Raw genomic sequence first — 20,194 nt, forward strand, 5'->3', positions numbered from 1 at the left:
AGTTATAGGCAGACTAAAAGCGAGGCAAGCATGGTCGTAGCGGGCAAGGCCGGTATTGACGGGGATCAATGGGCGCAGTGCGTGCAGGACAGGGGCTGGCTGTGGAATGGCGCGTCAGCGGGTTCAACCGCGACCCTTATCCTGGCCCACGGCGCGGGTGCGCCGATGGACAGCAGCTGGATGAACGGCATGGCTGCACGCCTTGCTGCACGCGGGGTGAGCGTGTTGCGCTTCGAGTTCCCGTATATGGCGCAGCGCCGTCTCGATAATGGCAAAAGGCCTCCTAATCAGCAGGCGAAACTGCTCGAAAGCTGGCGTGAAGTTTTTACCGAGGTGCGACGGCATGTCGCTGGGCCATTAGCCATTGGCGGCAAGTCAATGGGTGGGCGTATGGCCAGTCTGCTGGCCGATGAGCTGCAAGTGGACGCGCTGGTGTGCCTGGGTTATCCGTTCTATGCCGCAGGCAAGCCGGAAAAACCCCGGGTGGCGCACCTGGCTGAATTGGCAACGCCGACGTTGATCGTACAAGGCGAGCGCGATGCCTTGGGCAACCGCGAAGCGGTAGAGGCCTACACGCTGGCGCCGGGCATTGAAGTGTCGTGGCTGCTATCGGGGGATCACGACCTTAAGCCGTTGAAGGCCTCCGGGTTTACCCATGAGCAGCATCTGGATGCGGCGGCGGACCGGATTGCGCGGTGGTTGCAGCAACCTTGAACAATTTGTGGGAGCGAGCCTGCTCGCGATTGGATCGCTCCCACAAGGCTCAGCGGTTAAACCGCTCCACCAGCGAATACTGGGTGTTGACGGTCTGGGTCAGTTCTTCGCTGAGCAGCGCCGAATGCTGCGCCTGCTCTGAGGTCTGGTCAGCCAGGTCGGCAATGGTGCTGATATTGCGGCTGATTTCTTCAGCCACGGCGCTTTGCTCCTCGGTCGCTGCCGCGATCTGGGTGGTCATGTCGGTGATATTGGCCACCGCTTCGCTGATGCCCACCAGTGCCTGATCTGCTTCCAGTACCCGCGCTACGCCTTCTTCCGCCTGACGATGGCCAGCGTCCATGGTTTGCACCGCGGTGGCTGCTGTCTGCTGCAGCTTGGCGATCAGGCTGTGAATCTGCCCGGTCGAAGCGCTGGTGCGTTGCGCCAGCTGGCGCACTTCGTCAGCCACCACGGCGAAGCCCCGGCCCATTTCTCCAGCCCGTGCCGCTTCGATGGCGGCGTTCAGGGCCAGCAGGTTGGTCTGGTCGGCAATGCCCTTGATCACATCGACCACGCCGCCGATCTCGTCACTGTCCTTGGCCAGTTGCGTTACCGTGGCCCCGGTTTCACCCACCACAACCGACAGGCGCTGGATCGCTTCGCGGGTTTCGCCGGCAATATCGCGACCGCGACTGGTCAGACGGTTGGCTTCCTGGGTCGCGTCGGCAGTGCGCTGCACATGGCTGGCCACTTCCTGGGTGGTGGCAGCCATCTGGTTGACGGCGGTAGCCACTTGCTCGGTCTCGACGCGCTGGCGCTCCAGTCCGGTCGAGCTTTTGTGTGCCAGAATGTCGGACTGACGGGCCTGGCCGCTGAGGTGTTCGGCGGTATCCTGCAGGCGTGTCAGGCAGGTCTTCAGGCGCGCTTCCTGGCTCAGGATGGACATTTCCAGACGCGCTTGCGGGCCACGGCTGTCGGTGTACATCTGGGCAATCAACGGGTCGGAGGTGGTCTGCTCGGCCAGACGCAGCAGGCGTTTGACCCCGCGCTGTTGCCAGCTCAGGCCCAGCAGCCCCAACGGTATCGACAGCAGGGCTGCCAGGGCAAAACCCCAGCTCGAATTGAGCATGGCGCCAATCATGAAGCTCAATTGGCTGACCAGGATAAAGGGCAGCCAGTCCTGCAGCACCGGCAGCCACTTGTCGCGCTGAGGCACCGCGGATTTGCCGCGGTTGAGGCGTGTGTACAGGGCTTCGGCGCGGCGGATCTGTTCGGCCGTTGGCTTGACCCGCACCGACTCGTAACCCACGACCTGCTCATTCTCGAAAACCGGCGTTACATAGGCGTTAACCCAGTAATGGTCGCCGTTTTTGCAGCGGTTTTTGACGATGCCCATCCACGGCGAACCCTTTTTCAGGGTGCTCCACATATGCTCGAAGACTGCTGAGGGCACGTCCGGGTGGCGCACCAGATTGTGCGGCGCGCGTATCAGCTCCTCACGCGAAAACCCGCTGATTTCCCTGAACGCATCGTTGCAGTAGGTGATCACGCCTTTGGCATCGGTCGTGGAAATCAACCGTTGTTGCGCGGGGAATGTGCGTTCGCGTTGAGTGATGGGCTGGTTGTTACGCATGTCGTTTCAATCCGCAAGACTTTGACAGGCTGTCGGCATGCTCAAGGAATTGTTTAATTTATATTTCAGGCCCCTGGCCTTCAGGGGGCGAGCATCGGGTAGGTAAAAAACAGGAAATGCAGCACATTGAGGCCAAAGTGGGTGGCGATCGCCGCACCCAGCCCGCCAAAGCGGTAGGCCAGGCCGTAACCGACACCGGCCAGCCCGGCCAGTAGCATCCATTGCCAGCCGGCGGGTGCATGGGCCAGGCCAAACAGTATCGAGGCCAGCACCAGCGCAATGCTCTGCCCATGGGGCAGCAACTTGAACTTGCGGCTAAGTCCGCCCTGGATGTAACCGCGAAACAGCGCTTCTTCAACCAGGGTGACCAGCAGTAGATTATTCAGCAGCCAGAGGGTGCTCTGATGAGGCCATTTCGGTGCCCAGGCAATCATGCCCAGCAGCATCGCTCCGCCCAGCGCCGCAATGGCGGCCAGGGCCAGACCCATTGCAGTGGCCCCCAGGGATACCCGCCAGGCAAAGCGCGGTGCTATCCAGGGGCATACCAGCAGCAGCCAGAAGCCAATCAGCGGTTTGTCCAGATTGAAGTACATCGAGAAGGGCACGGCATCAGGGGTCAGTCGCGTGGGGGTGATGGCGCGACCGTTATGGAAACCTGGCAGCCAGTGCAAGGCCAGCGCCAGCGCCAGCAGCACAAACAAGGCATGCCCGGCATAGCGCAGCAAATGGCTTTTGTTCTGCACAACGGCAAACCCGCTGACAGTCAACAAGGCTAGCGCGATGAGGGTTTGAGCGCCTAATTGCCCGTAGCTGAGGGCAAGGCCGTAGCCCAGGGTCAGTAGTGCCAGATAAGGCCAGGGCAAAGCAATCATGTGAATCCTTGCAATCGTTAAAAAACACCCCGGATCCAGTCCGGGGTGCGCAAGTATAACGATTCGTGGCCCTGTGGGAGCGGGCTCGCTCGCGATGGCATCACCTCGGCCTGGCTGACAGACCGTGTAGTCCGAATCGCGAGCAAGCCCGCTCCCACAAGGTTGAGGTGCGTCTATGAAGCAATCAGCTGACGCAGCACATAGTGCAAAATCCCTCCGGCCTTGAAGTATTCCACCTCGTTAAGGGTATCGATTCTGCAGAGCACTTCGACTTTTTCCTGGCTGCCGTCCTCGCGGGTGATGACCAGGGTCAGGTTCATTCGCGGTTGCAGTTCGGTACCGGTCAACCCGAGGATATCCAGGGTTTCCTTGCCTGTAATGTTCAGGCTTTTGCGGTTCTGATCGAGCTTGAACTGCAAGGGCAGCACGCCCATGCCCACCAGGTTGGAGCGGTGGATGCGCTCGAAACTCTCGGCAATCACCGCCTTGACCCCCAACAGGTTGGTGCCCTTGGCCGCCCAGTCGCGGCTTGAGCCAGTACCGTATTCCTGGCCGGCTATCACCACCAGCGGAGTGCCTGAGGCCTGGTAACGCATGGCCGCGTCAAAGATCGGCAGTTTTTCACCGGTGGGGATGTAGATCGTATTGCCGCCTTCTTCGCCGCCGAGCATTTCGTTGCGAATGCGAATATTGGCGAAGGTACCGCGCATCATCACTTCATGGTTGCCACGCCGCGAGCCGTAAGAGTTGAAGTCCCGTGGTTCTACGCCCTTGTCGCGCAAGTAGCGCCCGGCGGGGCTGTCAGCCTTGATATTGCCGGCCGGGGAAATATGGTCGGTGGTGACCGAGTCACCCAGCAACGCAAGGATGTTTGCGCCTTTGACGTCGGCAATCACCGGTAGTGGCCCGCTGATTTCGTCGAAGAACGGCGGATGCTGGATGTAGGTTGAGTCCTCTTGCCAGACATAAGTTGCGGCTTGCGGTACTTCGATGGCTTGCCACTGTTCGTCGCCGGCAAACACCTCGGCGTATTCCTTGTGGAACATGCCTGTGGTCACCTGGGCCACGGCGTCGGCGATTTCTTTCTGGCTGGGCCAGATATCGCGCAGGTACACCGGTTTGCCGTCTTTTCCGGTCCCCAGCGGTTCACGGCTGATATCAATGCGTACTGTGCCCGCAAGGGCATAGGCCACCACCAGGGGTGGCGAGGCCAGCCAGTTGGTTTTCACCAGCGGATGCACGCGCCCCTCAAAGTTGCGGTTGCCCGACAGCACTGAAGCCACGGTCAGGTCGGACTGGGTAATGGCCTTTTCGATCGGCTCGGGCAGTGGCCCGGAATTGCCGATACAGGTGGTGCAGCCGTAGCCCACCAGGGCAAAGCCCAACTGGTCGAGGTACGGGGTCAGGCCGGCGGCCGCGTAGTAATCGGTGACTACCTTGGAGCCCGGTGCCAGCGACGTCTTGACCCACGGTTGGCGTGTCAGGCCTTTTTCGACGGCTTTTTTGGCCACCAGGCCTGCGGCCATCATCACACTGGGGTTCGAGGTGTTGGTGCAGGACGTAATGGCGGCAATCACCACAGCGCCGTTTTTCAGGCGATAGGTATGGCCTTCGTAACTGTAGTCCGCTTCACCGATCAAGTCGGCATTGCCCACGGCAACACCGCCGCCACCTTCGCTTTCAAGGCGGCCTTCTTCTTTTTTAGTGGCCGGCTTGAATTGCAGGCTGAGAAAGTCGTCGAAAGCTTGCCCGACATCGGGCAGTGCAACCCGGTCTTGCGGTCGTTTTGGCCCGGCCAGGCTGGCTTCGACGGTGCCCATGTCCAGAGCCAGGGTTTCGCTGAAAACCGGCTCCTGGCCTGCGACCCGCCATAGCCCTTGGGCCTTGCAGTAAGCCTCGACCAGTTTGACTGTGGCCTCTGGGCGGCCTGAAAGACGCAGGTAATCCAGGGTGATCTCATCCACCGGGAAAAACCCGCAGGTGGCGCCGTATTCCGGGGCCATATTGGCAAGCGTGGCACGGTCGGCCAGCGGCAGATCCGCCAGGCCATCGCCATAGAATTCTACGAACTTGCCGACCACACCCTTGCTGCGCAGCATTTGCGTCACGGTCAGCACCAGGTCGGTGGCGGTGATGCCTTCTTTGAGCTTGCCGCTGAGCTTGAAGCCCACGACTTCGGGGATCAGCATCGACACGGGCTGGCCCAGCATGGCCGCTTCGGCTTCAATGCCGCCCACGCCCCAGCCCAGCACACCCAGGCCATTGATCATGGTGGTATGGGAGTCGGTGCCTACCAGGGTGTCGGGGAAGGCGTAGGTGCGGCCGTCTTCATCCTTGGTCCAGACCGTGCGGCCCAGGTATTCCAGGTTCACCTGATGGCAAATCCCGGTACCGGGTGGGACCACGCTGAAATTATCGAAGGCATTTTGACCCCAGCGTAAAAACGCATAGCGTTCGCCGTTGCGCTCCATCTCTATATCGACGTTTTGCTCGAAGGCGCTGGCGCTGGCAAACCGGTCGACCATCACCGAGTGGTCAATTACCAGGTCCACGGGGGACAGCGGGTTGATACGTTGCGGATCACCCCCGGCTTTGGCCATGGCGGCGCGCATGGCGGCCAGGTCGACCACTGCCGGTACGCCGGTGAAGTCCTGCATCAGCACCCGCGCAGGGCGGTACTGGATTTCCCGGTCGCTGCGCCGTGCCTTGAGCCAGGCGGCCAGAGCTTTGAGGTCGGGCTCGGTGACGGTTTTACCGTCTTCCCAGCGCAGCAGGTTTTCCAGCAGCACTTTGAGTGACATGGGTAGCCTGCTCAAATCGCCGAGTGATTTGGCGGCGAGGGCAAGGCTGAAATAGTGATAAGTCTTATCGTCGACTTTTAGTGTGGCTAGGGTGTTCAGGCTATCGAGGGAGGACATGAAATGACTCCTTTAGACGGATCACGTGGCACAAGCAGAGCTTCTAACCTAGCTCTGATTAGGGGCTGTGGCTAATAACTGGACTGTCTATGCGGGTTCAAGGTTCCGAACTCGGCTATCATGCCGACCTTTTCGTGACAGTCCTTGCGCCAAATCAAGGATGCGCAGCCGGGCAATTCCTGCCCGCTGCCCAGGAGTAATTCAATGAACACCGTTTTTATGCACTGCCGGCCCGGGTTTGAAGGCGAAGTCTGCTCGGAAATCGCCGAGCACGCCGCCCGCCTTAATGTGGCTGGCTACGCCAAGGCCAAGCCTGGCACTGCCTGTGCCGAGTTTGTGTGCACTGAAGAGGGCGGCGCTGAACGGCTGATGAACAGCTTGCGTTTTGCCGAACTGATTTTCCCGCGTCAATGGGCTCGTGGCGGCTTTGTCGAGCTGCCGGAGACCGACCGGATCAGCGTGATCCTCGAACACATGGCCGACTTCCCGGTGTGTGGCAGCCTGTGGCTGGAAATCGTCGACACCAATGACGGCAAGGAACTGTCCAACTTCTGCAAAAAGTTCGACGGTCATCTGCGCAAAGCGCTGATCAAGGCCGGCAAACTGACTGAAGAAGAGGACGGGAGCAAACCGCGCCTGCTGCTGACGTTTAAAAGTGGTCGTGAAGTGTTTCTTGGCCTGGCCCCGGCCAACAACTCGGCCATGTGGCCCATGGGCATCCCGCGCCTGAAATTCCCCCGCGAAGCGCCTAGCCGTTCAACCCTCAAGCTTGAAGAGGCCTGGCACCATTTTATCCCCCGCGACCAGTGGGACGAGCGCCTGCACAGCGACATGACCGGTGTTGACCTTGGCGCTGCGCCGGGTGGCTGGACCTGGCAACTGGTCAACCGTGGCATGATCGTGACTGCCATCGACAATGGCCCTATGGCTGAAAGCCTGATGGATACCGGTCTGGTGCAGCACTTGATGGCCGATGGCTTTACCTTCAAGCCCAAGCAGCCGGTGGACTGGATGGTCTGCGATATTGTGGAGAAACCGGCGCGCAATGCGGCCATGCTCGAAGAGTGGATTGGTGAAGGTCATTGCCGTGAAGCGGTAGTCAACTTGAAGCTGCCGATGAAACAACGTTACGCCGAAGTACGCCGTTTGCTCGACCGTATTGCAGACGGTTTCAAGGCACGCGGCATTCAGGTTGAAATCGGCTGCAAGCAGCTGTACCACGACCGTGAAGAAGTGACCTGCCATTTGCGTCGACTGGACGTTAAAAAAACCAAATCTCGCTGATCTGGGAGTAAGTGATGAGTTTTACCGACCTGCCGGTTGACGGCACCCTGGACGCTACCGGCCTGAACTGCCCGGAGCCGGTGATGATGCTGCACCAATATATTCGCGACCTGGCGCCGGGTGGCTTGTTGAAAGTCATTGCGACGGATCCTTCGACCCGCCGCGACATTCCCAAGTTCTGCGTGTTTCTGGACCATGAACTGGTGGGCCAGCAGGAAGAGGCGGGCACGTACTTGTACTGGATCCGCAAGAAGCAGGATTGACGGCGCCCATAGCAATTGCGCCGGTCTTGTGGGAGCGGGCTTGCTCGCGATGCAGGCGCCACGGTCTGTCAGGCAAACCACGCTGATGCCATCGCGGGCAAGCCCGCTGCCACCGCATTTATGTGCGGCGGCGGATATGTTTTTTCGCACTGCGCGCCAACCGCACACCCAGCATCAGTGCCGCGCAGGTCAGGCCAACGATCAAGCCCTGCCATAGCCCGCTCGGGCCATTGGCCGGGCCGAACCAGTCGGTCAGCCCCAGGGCGTAGCCCACCGGCAAACCAATCCCCCAGTAGGCAAACAGGGTCAGGATCATCGTCACTCGTGTGTCCTGATAACCGCGCAGGGCACCGGCAGCGGTGACCTGGATCACGTCCGAGAACTGATACAGCGCAGCAAACATCAACAGCATGGTCGCCACCTCGATCACCATGGGATCGGCGGTGTAGACGGTGGCAATCTGCTCACGCAGCAGCAGGATCAGACTGGCGGAAATCGCCGCCCAGACCAGTGCGGTGCCCATGCCCACGCCCGCTACAAAGCGTGCCTCGCGCGGTTGCTGGCGGCCCAGGGCCTGACCCACGCGCACGGTAATCGCCATACCCAGTGAGTATGGAATCATAAAGACCAGCGAACTGAAGTTCAGGGCGATTTGATGGCCCGCCACCACCGTGGCCCCCAAACTGCCGATCAACAGCGCAATCACCGCAAAAATGCTCGATTCGGCAAAGACTGCGATGCCAATCGGCAAGCCCACACTGAGCAAACGCTTGAGGATCGCCCATTTTGGCCATTCAAAATGGCTGTAGACCTTACTCGACTGGTAGATGGCCCCTCTGAACGTCCAGACCACCATGCCCAGAGCCATAAACCACATCACAATGGCCGTGGCCCAGCCGCAGCCCACGCCGCCCATGGCCGGGACGCCAAAGTGGCCATAGATGAAGATGTAGTTGATCGGGATATTCAGTGCCAGGGCACTGAGCCCCAGGATCATGCTTGGCCGGGTTTTTCCCAGGCCATCGCTGAAATTACGCAACACGCAATACAGCCCCACGGCGGGCATGCCGCTGGCGATCCCGTGCAGGTAACCCATGCTGGGGGTGATCAGCTCAGGGTCGACCTTCATCAGATGCAATAGCGGCTCGGCCGCGATCAGGATCAACGCTGCGCACAGGCCGGTAATCAGTGCCAGCCACAGTGCCTGGCGTACGATGGGGCCGATTTCGCCGTGTGCATTGGCGCCAAACCGCTGGGCGACCTTGGGCGTGGTCGCCAGCAGAATGCCGGACATCAACAAAAACACCGGAACCCAGATCGAGTTGCCCAGTGCCACGGCGGCCAGATCCCGAGGGCCGACGCGCCCGGCCATCACGGCATCGACAAAACCCATGGCCGTGGTTGCGATCTGCGAAATGATGATGGGAAATGCCAGCGCCAACAGCGCGCGCACCTCGGTGCGTACCCGGGCCGGGCGGCTGACAGGGAGGGAAGAGGGGGGGTGAGTCACAGAGTTCACTGGCTTGTATCCACAGGGTTAAACGCGCAAAGCCGGGGATTGTACGCCTGACCATGTGGTCAGTTAATAGCGAGTTGTAGGCCCTTTGTAAGCGTGCCCGCAAGTACCTGCACACCCGGCTGGCCCATTGCGCGTAACAACGCCTACACTGCCACTCCGCGAAAGGAGCCTGCCATGTTGATTGTTGCTGATGAAAATATTCCGCTGATCGAAGAATTTTTTGCTGACTTCGGTGAAATACGCCGCTTGCCGGGGCGCCAGATCAACCGTGCAGACGTTCACGATGCCGATGTTTTGCTGGTGCGCTCGGTGACCAAAGTGGACCGCGAGCTGCTCGAAGGCAGTGCAGTGCGGTTTGTCGGAACCTGCACCATCGGCACTGATCACCTGGCGCTGGATTACTTCCAGCAGTCTGGTATCCACTGGTCCAGTGCTCCTGGCTGCAATGCCCGTGGCGTCGTGGACTACGTGCTCGGCAGCCTGCTGACGCTGGCTGAAATCGAAGGCGCCGACTTGACCCAGCGCACCTACGGCGTGATTGGTGCCGGTGAAGTGGGCGGTCGCCTGGTCAACGTCTTGCGTTCACTGGGCTTCAATGTGCTGGTTTGCGACCCGGTGCGGGCGGCGGCCGAGGGCGGTGACTATGTCAGCCTTGAGCACGTGATCGAGCAGTGCGATGTACTCAGCCTGCATACGCCGCTGGACAGGACCGGCGATTACCCGACCTGGCATCTGCTTGATCAGCAGCGGCTGGAACAGCTGAAACCGGGTACCTGGCTGATCAACGCCAGCCGCGGCCCGGTGGTGGATAATGCCGCGCTGCGTGAAGTTTTGACCCGCCGGGATGATCTGCAAGCGGTACTGGATGTATGGGAGGGTGAGCCGCAAGTAGACCGCGAACTGGCGGATCTGTGCGTGCTGGCCACCCCGCATATTGCCGGCTACAGCCTGGATGGCAAACAGCGGGGTACGGCACAGATTTATCAGGCATTGTGCGATTTTCTGGGGCATAGCCCTGAAGTCAAACTGGCCGACCTGCTGCCGTCCCCCTGGCTGGCCAAGGTTGAACTGAGTGCTGACAGCGACCCGGCATGGGCCCTGGCCATGCTCTGTCGCGGTGTGTACGACCCGCGCCGTGACGATGCCGACTTTCGCCGCAGTTTGAGTGGAACCGTCCAGGAGCAAAAGCTGGCATTCGACGGACTGCGCAAAAACTACCCGATTCGCCGCGAAATTGAAGGCTTGCCGGTGCATATCGCGGGTGATTCAGTGGCCCTGAAGCAACTGGTAAAAGCCTTGGGCGCCGTGCCGGTCTGAATGTGCAGGCCTAAAAAAACCGGCCCTACGCAGTAAGGCCGGTCAGTGACGCGAATGCTGTTTAATCATGTACAGGGTCTTGTTGGCAAGGATCAGCCCTTGCGTGATGGCGTGACCAGGCGTTGCTCCAGCTCATGGCAGGCGTCCTGAATCATCGCCTCGGTGATCAGGATCTCCTGACCATTTTCGTCGATAAACGCGCACCCCAGAGATTGCTGTGGCTGGGTACGAATCACCGGTACGGCTTGAGCGTTCTGTTGCAAATCCATGGCCTGTCTCCTCATCAGGGTGTAGCGCTACTTTAGATCCGTTTAATGACCAAGCTGTTACAAACTTGGCGACCACCCCAGTCCAACAGAAATATCCTGAAACTTCCAGCCCGACTTTAGAACATTACTGTCTAGGGTTTGTGGTGACAGGTCATATTCAAAACGAGTGAGAAAGATTTACCGGTTTTAGGCGAACTTCGTTGTAGGCTGTGTAAGGCTTTTTACGCTGATCCACACTGCGGATACCCTCCCATGCTTTCTTCCCGTCATCGCCGCGCCATTCGTCTGGCAGCGCATTTTATTGCACCCTATCGTTGGCAGGCTCTTGGCGCCCTGCTGGCGCTGATTGTTACGGCGGGTATTACCTTGTCGATGGGGCAGGGCATCCGTCTATTGGTCGACAAGGGTTTCATGACCCAGTCAGCGCATTTGCTAAACCAGTCCATCGGCTTTTTTCTGTTGCTGGTGCTGGGCTTGTCAGTGGGCACTTTCGTGCGCTTTTACCTGGTGTCATGGATCGGTGAACGGGTGGTCGCCGATATTCGGCGCCAGGTGTTCAATCACCTGATCGGTCTGCACCCGGGGTTCTACGAGAACAACCGCAGCTCGGAAATCCAGTCGCGGCTGACCACGGATACGACCTTGCTGCAGTCGGTGATCGGTTCATCGCTGTCGTTGTTCCTGCGCAACAGCCTGATGGTGATCGGCGGCGTGGTGCTGTTGTTTGTCACCAACCCCAAGCTCACCAGTATCGTGGTGGTGGCCTTGCCACTGGTGCTGGTGCCCATCCTGTTTTTTGGTCGCCGGGTGCGCAGTCTGTCGCGCCAGAGCCAGGACCGTATCGCTGATGTCGGCAGTTATGTCGCCGAGGCCCTGGGCCAGATCAAGACGGTGCAGGCTTATAACCATCAACAGCAAGACCAGCAACGCTTTGCCAGTACCGTGGAGCAGGCGTTTGCCACTGCCCGCAAACGCATCCTGCAACGGGCGTGGTTGATCACGCTGGTGATCTTGCTGGTGCTGGGCGCCGTGGGGGTGATGCTGTGGGTCGGCGGCATGGACGTGATCGCCGGGCGCATCACCGGCGGCGAGCTGGCCGCCTTTGTGTTTTACAGCCTGGTGGTGGGCAGCGCATTTGGCACCCTGAGCGAAGTGATTGGCGAGTTGCAACAGGCGGCGGGCGCGGCCGAGCGAATTGCCGAGCTGTTGCAGGCGAAAAGCTTGATCCTGCCACCGAGCACGGATTTGCGCGTGTTACCCGCACGGGTGAAGGGCAATTTGCAGCTTGAAAACTTGCGCTTTTCTTACCCTTCACGGCCCGAAAGCCATGCGATCGATGGCCTGAGCCTGACGATCAATGCGGGAGAAACCCTGGCGCTGGTCGGCCCTTCCGGGGCGGGCAAGTCAACATTGTTCGACTTGTTGCTGCGCTTTTACGATCCGCAACAAGGGCAAATCCTGCTTGAAGGGCAGCCGATCACTCAGCTTGACCCGCAAGACCTGCGTCGTTGTTTTGCCCTGGTGGCGCAAACACCTGCGCTGTTTTTCGGCACCATTGAAGACAACATCCGTTATGGCAATGCTGCTGCCAGCGATGAGCAAGTCGAAGCGGCGGCGCGAATTGCCCACGCCCACGACTTTATCCTGCAAATGCCTGAGGGCTATAAAACTCACTTGGGTGATGGTGGCCTGGGCTTGTCGGGCGGTCAGCGCCAGCGTCTGGCGATTGCCCGGGCGTTGCTGGTGGATGCGCCGATCCTGTTGCTGGACGAGGCCACCAGTGCCCTGGATGCCCAAAGCGAGCATCTGATCCAGCAGGCTTTGCCGAGCCTGATGCAAGGCCGTACCACACTGGTGATTGCCCACCGTCTGGCCACCGTGCAAAACGCTGATCGTATCGCGGTAATGGATCAGGGCAAGCTGGTCGCCATCGGCACCCATGCCCAATTAATCGCCGCCAACCCGCTGTATGCACGGTTGGCGGCGTTGCAGTTCAACGTAGGGGTGTAGCTGTGGGAGCGGGCTTGCTCGCGATGGCATCAACGCGATTCAACAGACAGACCGGGTCGTCTGTATCGCGAGCAAGCCCGCTCCCACATGGCAGCATCAAGACAGTTGCTGCCAGAGGGAGATTTAGCGGTACTCACACAGGTAGGCGGTATCCACTGCGACCTTGAGCTGAAACTTGCTGTTGGCCGGCACGTTGAACTGGCTGCCGGTCTTGAAGGTTTCATATTCGCTGCTGCCCGGCAACTTGACGCTCAGCTCGCCCGAGACCACGTGCATGATTTCACGCTCGGCGGTGCCGAACTCGTATTCACCTGCAGCCATGACGCCAATGGTGGCCTTGCCTTCGGTTTGGGCGAAGGCAATCGACTTGACGGTGCCGTCGAAGTATTCGTTGACTTTAAACATGGCGATTCCTCGGAATGGGCTAAAAAGGGCTGGCCAGTATGCAGAAGCGGTTTTATCCCGTCACGCCCTTTTATGGCCGTCACCCCTTGAGCACCAGGGGCAATAAACGCGCAGTATTACGGGCATCTTCCAGGGCCCGGTGCTGTTGACCATTGAATTGCATTCCGGCCAGTTGCAACGCGCTGTTCAGGCCCAGCGGCTGCTTTAACTGGCGGGCCCTGGCAAATTGCTGCTTGAGGTTCATATGCGGCAATTGCTGCAGGGCGCTGTGCAGTTGTTTGTGCTGCCATTCCTGTTCCAGTTGTTTTCGGTCGTAATCGCCCCAGCTGGCCCAGCCTTCAAGCTTGGGCAGGTGCTGGCCGAGCCAGCGTTCAAATTGCTCCCAAACCAAAGGCATCGATGCAGCGGCATCAATCTTGGCCTGGGTGATGCGGGTCAGTTGCCGACAGAAAGGGGTCAACAGCGGACGACGTTGCGGGCGAATAAATCGCTGAAAATGATCCACCTCACGACCTGCGCGGGTGACCACGCTGGCGCCGATTTCGATCACTTCCATTTCCTCCAGGGGCCAGCCGCCATCATCGGTAGTGGCTTCCAGGTCAATTACCAGCCAGTGAGGCATGTGCAGCTTCCTTTAACAGCATCGGCGTTGAAGTTGGAGCGTAGCTAAAACACTGAGCACGGTGCTTATTTTGTAGTGGGCCAGTCGACCCCTTGCTTGCTAGTCTATATGCGCTTTAATGGTGTGCGTGCCCGATCTCAGGTCGTGTGTCGATCAATAAGTTCCAGCCATGAACGGCGTCAGGTGTGTATGGTTTTGAAGTGTTCGCCAATTCAATTGGCCCACAGCCTGTTGCTGACCCTGGGAATGGGCTGGCTGGCACCGGTGTGGGCGATTCAGGAAATCAGGGTTGGAGCTGCGCACTTTCCGCCTTATATCGTACGTCCCGAGCGCGGCACCGACACGGGCCTGTTGTCGCAACTGCTTGCAGCCCTCAACCAGTTGCAAGGCGACTACCGCTTTGTCCTTGTGCCCAGTTCCATTGCCCGGCGTGTGCGTGACTTCGAGCGTGGGCGGGTGGACATGCTGATGTTCGAGAACCCGGCCTGGGGCTGGCAGGCGTTCTCCTATGCTGCAGTTGATATGGGCCTGGAAGACGCTGAAGTGTTTGTTGCCCGGCAGCATCCTGACCGTGAACAAGGCTATTTTGATGACCTCAAGGGCAAGCGCCTCGCCCTGTACAGCGGCTATCACTATGCTTTTGCCGGGTTCAACGCCTCGCCGAAATTTCTCACCGAGACCTTCGGCGCAACCCTGACCTATTCCCACGAAAGCAATTTATTGATGGTCTTGAGGGGGCGGGCGGATATTGCCTTGATGACACGTTCCAACCTGATCGACATGCTGGGCTGCGACCCGCAGGCCAAGGCGCAGGTGATGGTGTCAGAGCGTATCGACCAGACTTATCGTCACTTCGCCCTGCTGCGGCCACAGGCACCGATCCAGAGTCAGCAGTTTGCACAAATGCTGCAAAAGCTGCGCGACAACGGCCAGTTGAAGGCGATTTTTGCGCCTTACAAAATTGCCGTGGTTGAGATGTAGGAAGGTGCAAGCCCGGTTGTATCAACGCCGCGCGTAGGTATCTGCGTGGGTGCCCGACACTGCGCGGCAATGGATCAGGGCATCGCGGATCATGAAGTTGACCAGGGTGGGAGATACGCCCAGTTCCTTGGCAATATCTTTTTGCTGTACGCCATGCAGGCGATACATCTCGAAGGCATAACGGGTACGGCTTGGCAGCTCGGTGAGTGCCACCGCGATATGTTCCAGTGTCGAGAAATTGATCAGCGAGGTTTCCGGGGAGGCGCCGTGGATCACCACGTTCATGCCTTCTTCTTCGGTGCCGGAGTATTTTTGCTCCAGCGCCTGCTTGCGGTAGTGGTCAATTGCCAGGTTACGCACGATCTGGAACAGGTAGCTCAGTTGTGCCTTGAACGATGAAGTGATCTGCGGCGCGGACTGCAAACGGAAGAAGGCATCCTGAACCACATCTTCAGCCCGGTATCGGCAGCCCGTTATGCGGGCTGCGATTTTGACCAGGACCAGTCGGTTATCAACAAAGGCTTGAAGTAGGGGTGAGTCGCACTTGCCTGTGGACATTGGTTCCGTCATGGAGATCACCTGCTGCGAATGAGTGAGTGAGGACCTCTTCGTGGGAGGCGTCCTACACAGCTGTTCACAAGCTAGGCTTAATGATAATGATTGTCAATTGAGAAATAGAATTAATAGCGCTGCAGGTGGTGAACTGAGACATGGCTCACGCCAGCATCGGCGTGGGCTGCGAACGCTTTGTAGCGCGATCGCAGCCCTCGGGTTTTACTTGGGCCCCAGGATCTGGACCAGTTTCTCCGGCGATGGCGCGCCTTGCTGCTGTTGCAGGTTGCCTTGTGCGTCCTGGTAGAAAATGGCCGGGGTGGCGGCCACGTCCAGCTCTTCCATCAACTTGGCATTGGCATCGAGCTTGGCTTGAATGTCAGCCGGGATTTTGGCCAGGGGCTTGAGGCTACTGGCCTTGCCGGCTTTTTCGTGTTCGTGCAGGGCTTGCTGCGGGTCCTTGGCGGCCAGCAGGGCGGCAGATTTGGCCGGGCTGTCTTCGCGGATGATGCCCACCATGATATGGCGCAATTGCACTTTGCCCGAGTCAACCCAAGGGCGGGCCTGCTCCCAGAACATGTTGCAGTACGGGCAGTTGGGGTCGCTGAACAAGTACACGATACGCGGTGCATCCGCCTTGCCGTCGGCAATCCAGTTGCTCTTCTCCATTTCGCCCCAGACCTGCTTGGCCATCGGCTCGTACACCAGCTTTTGCAGCGGCGCCAGGCTCAGGTCTTTGCCGTCGGCATCATACAGATTACCCACCAGAACGTTACCGTCCTGGGTCAGGTACAGCGCCATGCCACGGTTCTGGTACTGGGCGGCATAGCCACGCAAGCCGCCGGGAGCATCGAAGCTGCCAATGATTTTTGCACCCTTGGCTTCAATCTTCTTGATCGCCGGCGGCAGCTCTTCTGCCTGCAATACAGGCGATTGCAGGAGCGCAGCTCCCAGCAGGGAGGCCATGCCCAGGGTTAGCAGTTTGCGGTTAAACATTTTTGCTCATTCCTTGCAGGGTCGACCTGTTGGGCCGACATTGAATGGTTCAGATTGAAAGGCTCCATGGCCCGGGCCAGACTGGCTTTTGACAGCTCGCCCAAATGACTGCCCAGCAGTCGACCATCAGCGCTGTAGAACAGCGTAGTCGGCAGGGCCATCGAACCGACTTTTTGTGCCAACTGGCCGCCGCTGTCGAACAGCACGTTGCTGAGGTTCAGACCCTGGGTTTCAAGGAAGGTGCTGACGCTCTGCATGCTCTCGCCCTGATTGACGAACAGGAAGGTCACGTTTTGATGTTGATGCTGGGCGTTTTGCAGCACCGGCATTTCGCGCCGGCACGGCGGGCACCAGGTGGCCCACAGATTGATCACCAGCGGGCCGCCCTGATAGCTGCTCAACTGCACCGACTCGCCATTGGCATTGCGCAATACCATTTCCGGCAGGCGCGTGCCTTTTTCGTAAAGGCTGGACGACAGGCTGGCCAGCAGCCAGAACGCCAGCCCGCTGGCCAACCCCCAACCCAGCGGGCGACGCAAACCGGCGCGGCGCCAGCCCCAGATAAGCCCACCCAGCAGTACCGCCACCAACCCCGGCCACAGTAAAAAACCGCCATCGCGCAGGTCGAGAATTTGCAGCGGGTCGTCCTTGAAGTAGCGCCAGTAGCTGAGCACAAAGCCGATGCGTGCGCTCAGCAAACCCAGTAAGAACAGGCTGAACAGCACTGATTCGGGGTTTTCTCCACCGCGTTTGGCCACACGCCACCCCACCAGTGTCGCCAGGGCAAGGGCCAGTATCAGCAGCAAGTGGTTGATGGCCAGCGCAAACGAACCGATGGTCAGGGTCAGCATTTAGAGGAGTTCCCGAGTGGCGTTCCAGTTATTCAAAAAGGTCTGGGCGTTGACTTCGCCAGTGATGCGTTGTCCGCGCCGCTCAACACCATTGGGGCCGATCCAGACAAAACTGGGCGGGCCGGGTACTTGATAGCGGCTGAGCAGCTCGCGGCTGGCGACATTATCGGCGGTCACGTCAAGACGCAACAGGCGCACGCCTTGCAGGGCATCCATCACCTGGGGTTTGGCAAATACCTGCTTCTCCATGACCTTGCATGACACGCACCAGTCGGCGTAGTAGTCGAGCATCACCCATTGGCCTGCTGCCTTGGCATCTGCCAGCTCGCGGTCCAGGCTGGCCGGGTCCTTGAGGGTGATAAAGGCGTCATGGACGGAGTTTGTCGTGCTCCCCGCCACGGTTGTGGCGGTATACACCTGCAGCGGTTGCCACAGCTCGGTCCCGCCCCCGGCCGCTCCCACCAGCAACAGGCTGCCCCACAGGCCGGCCAGCAGGCTGAGCGGGCGGAACAGCGGTTTGGCGCGAAGGAATGCCTGTGCCTGTTGCCACAGGCTGGACGCCAGAACGACCAGCAGCACGCCCCACAAACCGACCCACAAGGATTCATCGAGGATCGGGCGTACCAGCAACAGCGCAGTACCCAGGAACAAAAAGCCGAACAGGCCTTTCATCAGGTTCATCCACGCACCTGGCTTGGGCAGGAAACGGCTGCCCACGGTGACCAGCAGCAACAACGGCATACCAATGCCCAGGCCCATCACAAACAGCACCAGGGCACCTTCAACGGCGTTGCCGCTTTGCGCGATATACAACAGGGCACCGGCCAGCGGTGCGGTCATGCAGGGGCCCACCAGCAGGCCAGAGAGGGCACCCAGAATACCCGCACCCAGCAAGCTGCCGCCCTTGCGGCCACGCCCGGCGCTTTCCAGGCGGTCACGCAGGCCGGCAGGCAGTTGCAGTTCAAAAAAACCGAACATCGGCAGTGCCAGCACTACGAACAGGGCAGCAAAACTACCCAGCAACCAGGGTTGTTGCAGCAACGCCTGCAAGTTGGCGCCGAGCAGGGCCGCCAGCACGCCCAGCCCGGCATACACCAGCGCCATGCTGATCACATAACTGCCGGCCACGGCAAAACCGCGCCCGGCCGTGGCGCCACTGCCCACCACCAGCCCGGCCAGAATCGGCAGCATGGGCAGCGAGCAAGGCGTAAAGGCCAGCAGCAGGCCCAGGCCGAAGAACAGCAGCAGGCTCCAGCCCAGGGAGCGCTGCTGCAAGGTGGCCGCCAGCGACTGGTCCTGGGCCTGACCCTGCGCTGCGGCAGACTGCATGCCGCCCAAATCGATGGTCCGGCTTTGTGGCGGATAGCACAGGCCGGCATCGGCGCAGCCTTGCCAGCTGACCTTGACCTGACCGCTGGCACCTGCCGGAATCACTAGCGCAACGTTGTCGCGATACACCTCTGTGGCGCCAAAAAACTCATCGCTGTGTTCCAGCCCTTTAGGCAACTCGGGTGTGTGTGCGGCATCCAGCCCGTCAAACTTGAAGCGTTTTTGATACAAATAGTACTTGTCGGCTATTTTCCACTGCAGGCGGGTTTCACCAGAGGGCAGATCTTCGCTGCTGAACACAAACGCCTTGGCGACCGGAAGGAAATCCGGCTTTTGTGCAAACGGATCTTCACTGGCATGCGCCTGGCTAAAACCGGCGACCAGCAGCAGGAGAAAGAAAAACAAACGAGACATGCGCCCAACCTTGGAGTGTACGGATACGCCACACCTTGGCGGGCGTTGATTAACCGAGTGTTAATACGCGAGAGGTTCAAGCCGGTTGAGGGCTTAGAGCAAGCAGGCGCGCAGGCGGAATTCGGACAGCAGCGGGTAGTGCTCACGCCACTCATGGGCAATCTCTTTGGCAGTAATGACTTGGGCCGGGCCCAGCTCCGACTCAAGATGATGGAGTTTGTCCTGGATATTATAGGGATTGCTCCCCCGGCCCTTTACCTGGTTGACCAGCCATAACAGGGCATACCCCCCTGTGTAATCGGCTTCGAAACCGCTGACGATATCGTTATGGGTGCCATCGCTGTTCATGCCGGTCAGGGCCAGGCCATATTGCTGGACAGCATTGATGCTGCCGGCCTGGGCTTCCTTGAGTATCCAGTGTTGAATAAGCGCAAAGTTCCGGCGGTTTTCAATGCGGTTCGCAAACCAGTTCATGGCAGGAGGATATCCACCATAGGCTGAGCTGCTGATCAGTTCATAGATGACTTCTTGGGGATCCTCGGCGCTGGCCAGCATTGTTGGGTTTTTATCGTAGAGGGTTGCCAGCAAGTATTGAGCGATGGCATGTCCTGATGCCGCCGAATGCTTTAGCCAGTTCAGATCCCTGGTCAAGGCATACATGTCCAGCAGTGCTTCGGGGGTATGGACTCGCAAGCCGCTTTCGAGCTGTGCGCGCACTTTTGCGTTCCACGCATCACCACCCAGACGCAGCATTGCGTCAATATTGCCGTGCTCCGCGGCAGCCTCGTAGAGGGGCATATACTGCGCCTTGAGGGTGATCTGCAGTCTTTCGATCATCTGTGAGGCCTGTGTTACCAGGTGCCAGTGATGCTCTTTCTGGCGACTGATTTGCGTTATCCCTGCAATTTGTCGCCTGAGCGTGGTGATCTGGGACGAGATTTCAGTAGGGCTATGCTCGATGATGCTGGCCAGTGCAAACTGAGCCTCGGCATCGCCCACCGTCGCGGGTAATTGCAAAAACTGCCGGGCATGTTCAAAGGCGCCAAGGTCGTAAAGACGCATGCCTTTTTGATGAAGTGTGGTGTAGGTGGGGAGCCCTTCGAAGAGCCACGAAAACTCATCACTGGATGCCAGCATGTGAAGTTCCTTCAGGTTGTTGGCGAGGCGATCTCCAGATTAGGGATGGATTGGAGTGCGAGTGCGTTACATAAATAGGCATTGTCCGCACCGCGCACAGTGCCACGAGCCACGGTTTGCCCAGGC

General features: G+C 59.3%; 18 protein-coding genes. 6 read left to right on the forward strand and 12 right to left on the reverse strand.

Features of this window, described 5'->3' with window-relative positions:
- The first annotated feature begins 30 nt into the window (after window positions 1–30).
- Window positions 31–714 (forward strand): alpha/beta family hydrolase, encoded by a 684-nt coding sequence (locus V6L81_RS11645; protein WP_095024089.1) that lies wholly within the window; start codon window positions 31–33, stop codon window positions 712–714.
- A 49-nt stretch (window positions 715–763) separates the two neighbouring features.
- Here the strand turns inward: V6L81_RS11645 and V6L81_RS11650 are convergent, their stop codons facing one another.
- The 3 genes from V6L81_RS11650 to acnA all read right to left on the reverse strand — a co-directional run bounded on the left by V6L81_RS11650 (window position 764) and on the right by acnA (window position 6,119).
- Window positions 764–2,329, reverse strand: a complete 1,566-nt coding sequence (locus tag V6L81_RS11650) for a PAS domain-containing methyl-accepting chemotaxis protein (protein WP_095002750.1) — start codon at window positions 2,327–2,329, stop codon at window positions 764–766.
- Between the two features lie 80 nt (window positions 2,330–2,409).
- Window positions 2,410–3,201 carry a CPBP family intramembrane glutamic endopeptidase gene (locus V6L81_RS11655; protein WP_095018986.1) on the reverse strand — a complete coding sequence of 264 codons (792 nt, stop codon included), beginning with the start codon at window positions 3,199–3,201 and terminating at the stop codon, window positions 2,410–2,412.
- Window positions 3,202–3,374: 173 nt separating this feature from the next.
- Window positions 3,375–6,119: an aconitate hydratase AcnA gene (gene acnA / locus V6L81_RS11660; protein WP_095020214.1), complete on the reverse strand. Its 2,745-nt coding sequence runs from the start codon at window positions 6,117–6,119 to the stop codon at window positions 3,375–3,377.
- A gap of 204 nt (window positions 6,120–6,323) precedes the next feature.
- Between acnA and rlmM the strand changes: the two genes are divergently transcribed.
- Both rlmM and tusA read left to right on the forward strand, forming a co-directional pair.
- Window positions 6,324–7,403, forward strand: coding sequence for a 23S rRNA (cytidine(2498)-2'-O)-methyltransferase RlmM (gene rlmM / locus V6L81_RS11665; RefSeq protein ID WP_095018984.1), 1,080 nt, complete (start codon window positions 6,324–6,326; stop codon window positions 7,401–7,403).
- Between the two features lie 14 nt (window positions 7,404–7,417).
- Window positions 7,418–7,666, forward strand: a complete 249-nt coding sequence (gene tusA, locus V6L81_RS11670; RefSeq protein WP_095002746.1) for a sulfurtransferase TusA — start codon at window positions 7,418–7,420, stop codon at window positions 7,664–7,666.
- Window positions 7,667–7,784: 118 nt separating this feature from the next.
- On the opposite strand, the gene V6L81_RS11675 is transcribed toward tusA, so the two are convergent.
- Window positions 7,785–9,185, reverse strand: a complete 1,401-nt coding sequence (locus V6L81_RS11675; RefSeq protein WP_095018983.1) for an MATE family efflux transporter — start codon at window positions 9,183–9,185, stop codon at window positions 7,785–7,787.
- Window positions 9,186–9,359: 174 nt separating this feature from the next.
- On the opposite strand from V6L81_RS11675, the gene pdxB reads away from it, so the two are divergent.
- Window positions 9,360–10,502, forward strand: coding sequence for a 4-phosphoerythronate dehydrogenase PdxB (pdxB, locus tag V6L81_RS11680; RefSeq protein ID WP_095002744.1), 1,143 nt, complete (start codon window positions 9,360–9,362; stop codon window positions 10,500–10,502).
- A gap of 92 nt (window positions 10,503–10,594) precedes the next feature.
- On the opposite strand, the gene V6L81_RS11685 is transcribed toward pdxB, so the two are convergent.
- Window positions 10,595–10,771 (reverse strand): PA1571 family protein, encoded by a 177-nt coding sequence (locus V6L81_RS11685; protein ID WP_165446486.1) that lies wholly within the window; start codon window positions 10,769–10,771, stop codon window positions 10,595–10,597.
- 252 nt (window positions 10,772–11,023) lie between these two features.
- Here V6L81_RS11685 and V6L81_RS11690 point away from each other — a divergent pair, with 252 nt between their 5' ends.
- Complete coding sequence (locus V6L81_RS11690) at window positions 11,024–12,781, forward strand: ABC transporter transmembrane domain-containing protein (RefSeq protein WP_133144955.1); 1,758 nt, start codon at window positions 11,024–11,026, stop codon at window positions 12,779–12,781.
- A 123-nt stretch (window positions 12,782–12,904) separates the two neighbouring features.
- On the opposite strand, the gene V6L81_RS11695 is transcribed toward V6L81_RS11690, so the two are convergent.
- Window positions 12,905–13,186, reverse strand: a complete 282-nt coding sequence (locus V6L81_RS11695; RefSeq protein WP_016780320.1) for a pyrimidine/purine nucleoside phosphorylase — start codon at window positions 13,184–13,186, stop codon at window positions 12,905–12,907.
- A 79-nt stretch (window positions 13,187–13,265) separates the two neighbouring features.
- Window positions 13,266–13,808 carry an exonuclease domain-containing protein gene (locus tag V6L81_RS11700; protein WP_095002742.1) on the reverse strand — a complete coding sequence of 181 codons (543 nt, stop codon included), beginning with the start codon at window positions 13,806–13,808 and terminating at the stop codon, window positions 13,266–13,268.
- Window positions 13,809–13,997: 189 nt separating this feature from the next.
- Here V6L81_RS11700 and V6L81_RS11705 point away from each other — a divergent pair, with 189 nt between their 5' ends.
- The gene (locus tag V6L81_RS11705) at window positions 13,998–14,789 is read left to right on the forward strand and encodes an ABC transporter substrate-binding protein (protein WP_095018980.1); all 792 of its coding nucleotides are present in this window, start codon (window positions 13,998–14,000) and stop codon (window positions 14,787–14,789) included.
- A 21-nt stretch (window positions 14,790–14,810) separates the two neighbouring features.
- Here V6L81_RS11705 and V6L81_RS11710 read toward each other — a convergent pair whose 3' ends face one another.
- The 5 genes from V6L81_RS11710 to V6L81_RS11730 all read right to left on the reverse strand — a co-directional run bounded on the left by V6L81_RS11710 (window position 14,811) and on the right by V6L81_RS11730 (window position 20,068).
- Window positions 14,811–15,359, reverse strand: a complete 549-nt coding sequence (locus tag V6L81_RS11710; protein ID WP_095002740.1) for an RNA polymerase factor sigma-70 — start codon at window positions 15,357–15,359, stop codon at window positions 14,811–14,813.
- Between the two features lie 204 nt (window positions 15,360–15,563).
- Window positions 15,564–16,337 carry a thiol:disulfide interchange protein DsbG gene (gene dsbG / locus V6L81_RS11715; RefSeq protein ID WP_095002739.1) on the reverse strand — a complete coding sequence of 258 codons (774 nt, stop codon included), beginning with the start codon at window positions 16,335–16,337 and terminating at the stop codon, window positions 15,564–15,566.
- Window positions 16,316–17,188, reverse strand: a complete 873-nt coding sequence (locus V6L81_RS11720) for a TlpA disulfide reductase family protein (protein ID WP_095002738.1) — start codon at window positions 17,186–17,188, stop codon at window positions 16,316–16,318. Before V6L81_RS11720 ends, dsbG begins: the two co-directional genes overlap by 22 nt.
- Window positions 17,189–18,931, reverse strand: coding sequence for a protein-disulfide reductase DsbD (gene dsbD, locus V6L81_RS11725; protein WP_338659937.1), 1,743 nt, complete (start codon window positions 18,929–18,931; stop codon window positions 17,189–17,191).
- Between the two features lie 93 nt (window positions 18,932–19,024).
- Window positions 19,025–20,068 (reverse strand): hypothetical protein, encoded by a 1,044-nt coding sequence (locus tag V6L81_RS11730; RefSeq protein ID WP_338659938.1) that lies wholly within the window; start codon window positions 20,066–20,068, stop codon window positions 19,025–19,027.
- Between the last annotated feature and the right edge of the window lie 126 nt (window positions 20,069–20,194).

It is taken from the genome of Pseudomonas bubulae (assembly GCF_037023725.1).
GTDB classification, from domain to species: domain Bacteria; phylum Pseudomonadota; class Gammaproteobacteria; order Pseudomonadales; family Pseudomonadaceae; genus Aquipseudomonas; species Aquipseudomonas bubulae.

What these genes read in the sequence shown, in the direction of transcription:
- V6L81_RS11685 (WP_165446486.1), bottom strand. Translation starts at nt 10,771, where the DNA reads ATGGATTTGCAACAGAACGCTCAAGCCGTACCGGTGATTCGTACCCAG.
- rlmM (WP_095018984.1), top strand. Translation starts at nt 6,324, where the DNA reads ATGAACACCGTTTTTATGCACTGCCGGCCCGGGTTTGAAGGCGAAGTC.
- V6L81_RS11645 (WP_095024089.1), top strand. Translation starts at nt 31, where the DNA reads ATGGTCGTAGCGGGCAAGGCCGGTATTGACGGGGATCAATGGGCGCAG.
- V6L81_RS11700 (WP_095002742.1), bottom strand. Translation starts at nt 13,808, where the DNA reads ATGCCTCACTGGCTGGTAATTGACCTGGAAGCCACTACCGATGATGGC.
- V6L81_RS11730 (WP_338659938.1), bottom strand. Translation starts at nt 20,068, where the DNA reads ATGCTGGCATCCAGTGATGAGTTTTCGTGGCTCTTCGAAGGGCTCCCC.
- V6L81_RS11720 (WP_095002738.1), bottom strand. Translation starts at nt 17,188, where the DNA reads ATGCTGACCCTGACCATCGGTTCGTTTGCGCTGGCCATCAACCACTTG.
- dsbD (WP_338659937.1), bottom strand. Translation starts at nt 18,931, where the DNA reads ATGTCTCGTTTGTTTTTCTTTCTCCTGCTGCTGGTCGCCGGTTTTAGC.
- dsbG (WP_095002739.1), bottom strand. Translation starts at nt 16,337, where the DNA reads ATGTTTAACCGCAAACTGCTAACCCTGGGCATGGCCTCCCTGCTGGGA.
- V6L81_RS11655 (WP_095018986.1), bottom strand. Translation starts at nt 3,201, where the DNA reads ATGATTGCTTTGCCCTGGCCTTATCTGGCACTACTGACCCTGGGCTAC.
- V6L81_RS11690 (WP_133144955.1), top strand. Translation starts at nt 11,024, where the DNA reads ATGCTTTCTTCCCGTCATCGCCGCGCCATTCGTCTGGCAGCGCATTTT.
- V6L81_RS11650 (WP_095002750.1), bottom strand. Translation starts at nt 2,329, where the DNA reads ATGCGTAACAACCAGCCCATCACTCAACGCGAACGCACATTCCCCGCG.
- V6L81_RS11695 (WP_016780320.1), bottom strand. Translation starts at nt 13,186, where the DNA reads ATGTTTAAAGTCAACGAATACTTCGACGGCACCGTCAAGTCGATTGCC.
- V6L81_RS11710 (WP_095002740.1), bottom strand. Translation starts at nt 15,359, where the DNA reads ATGACGGAACCAATGTCCACAGGCAAGTGCGACTCACCCCTACTTCAA.
- V6L81_RS11705 (WP_095018980.1), top strand. Translation starts at nt 13,998, where the DNA reads ATGGTTTTGAAGTGTTCGCCAATTCAATTGGCCCACAGCCTGTTGCTG.
- tusA (WP_095002746.1), top strand. Translation starts at nt 7,418, where the DNA reads ATGAGTTTTACCGACCTGCCGGTTGACGGCACCCTGGACGCTACCGGC.
- acnA (WP_095020214.1), bottom strand. Translation starts at nt 6,119, where the DNA reads ATGTCCTCCCTCGATAGCCTGAACACCCTAGCCACACTAAAAGTCGAC.
- pdxB (WP_095002744.1), top strand. Translation starts at nt 9,360, where the DNA reads ATGTTGATTGTTGCTGATGAAAATATTCCGCTGATCGAAGAATTTTTT.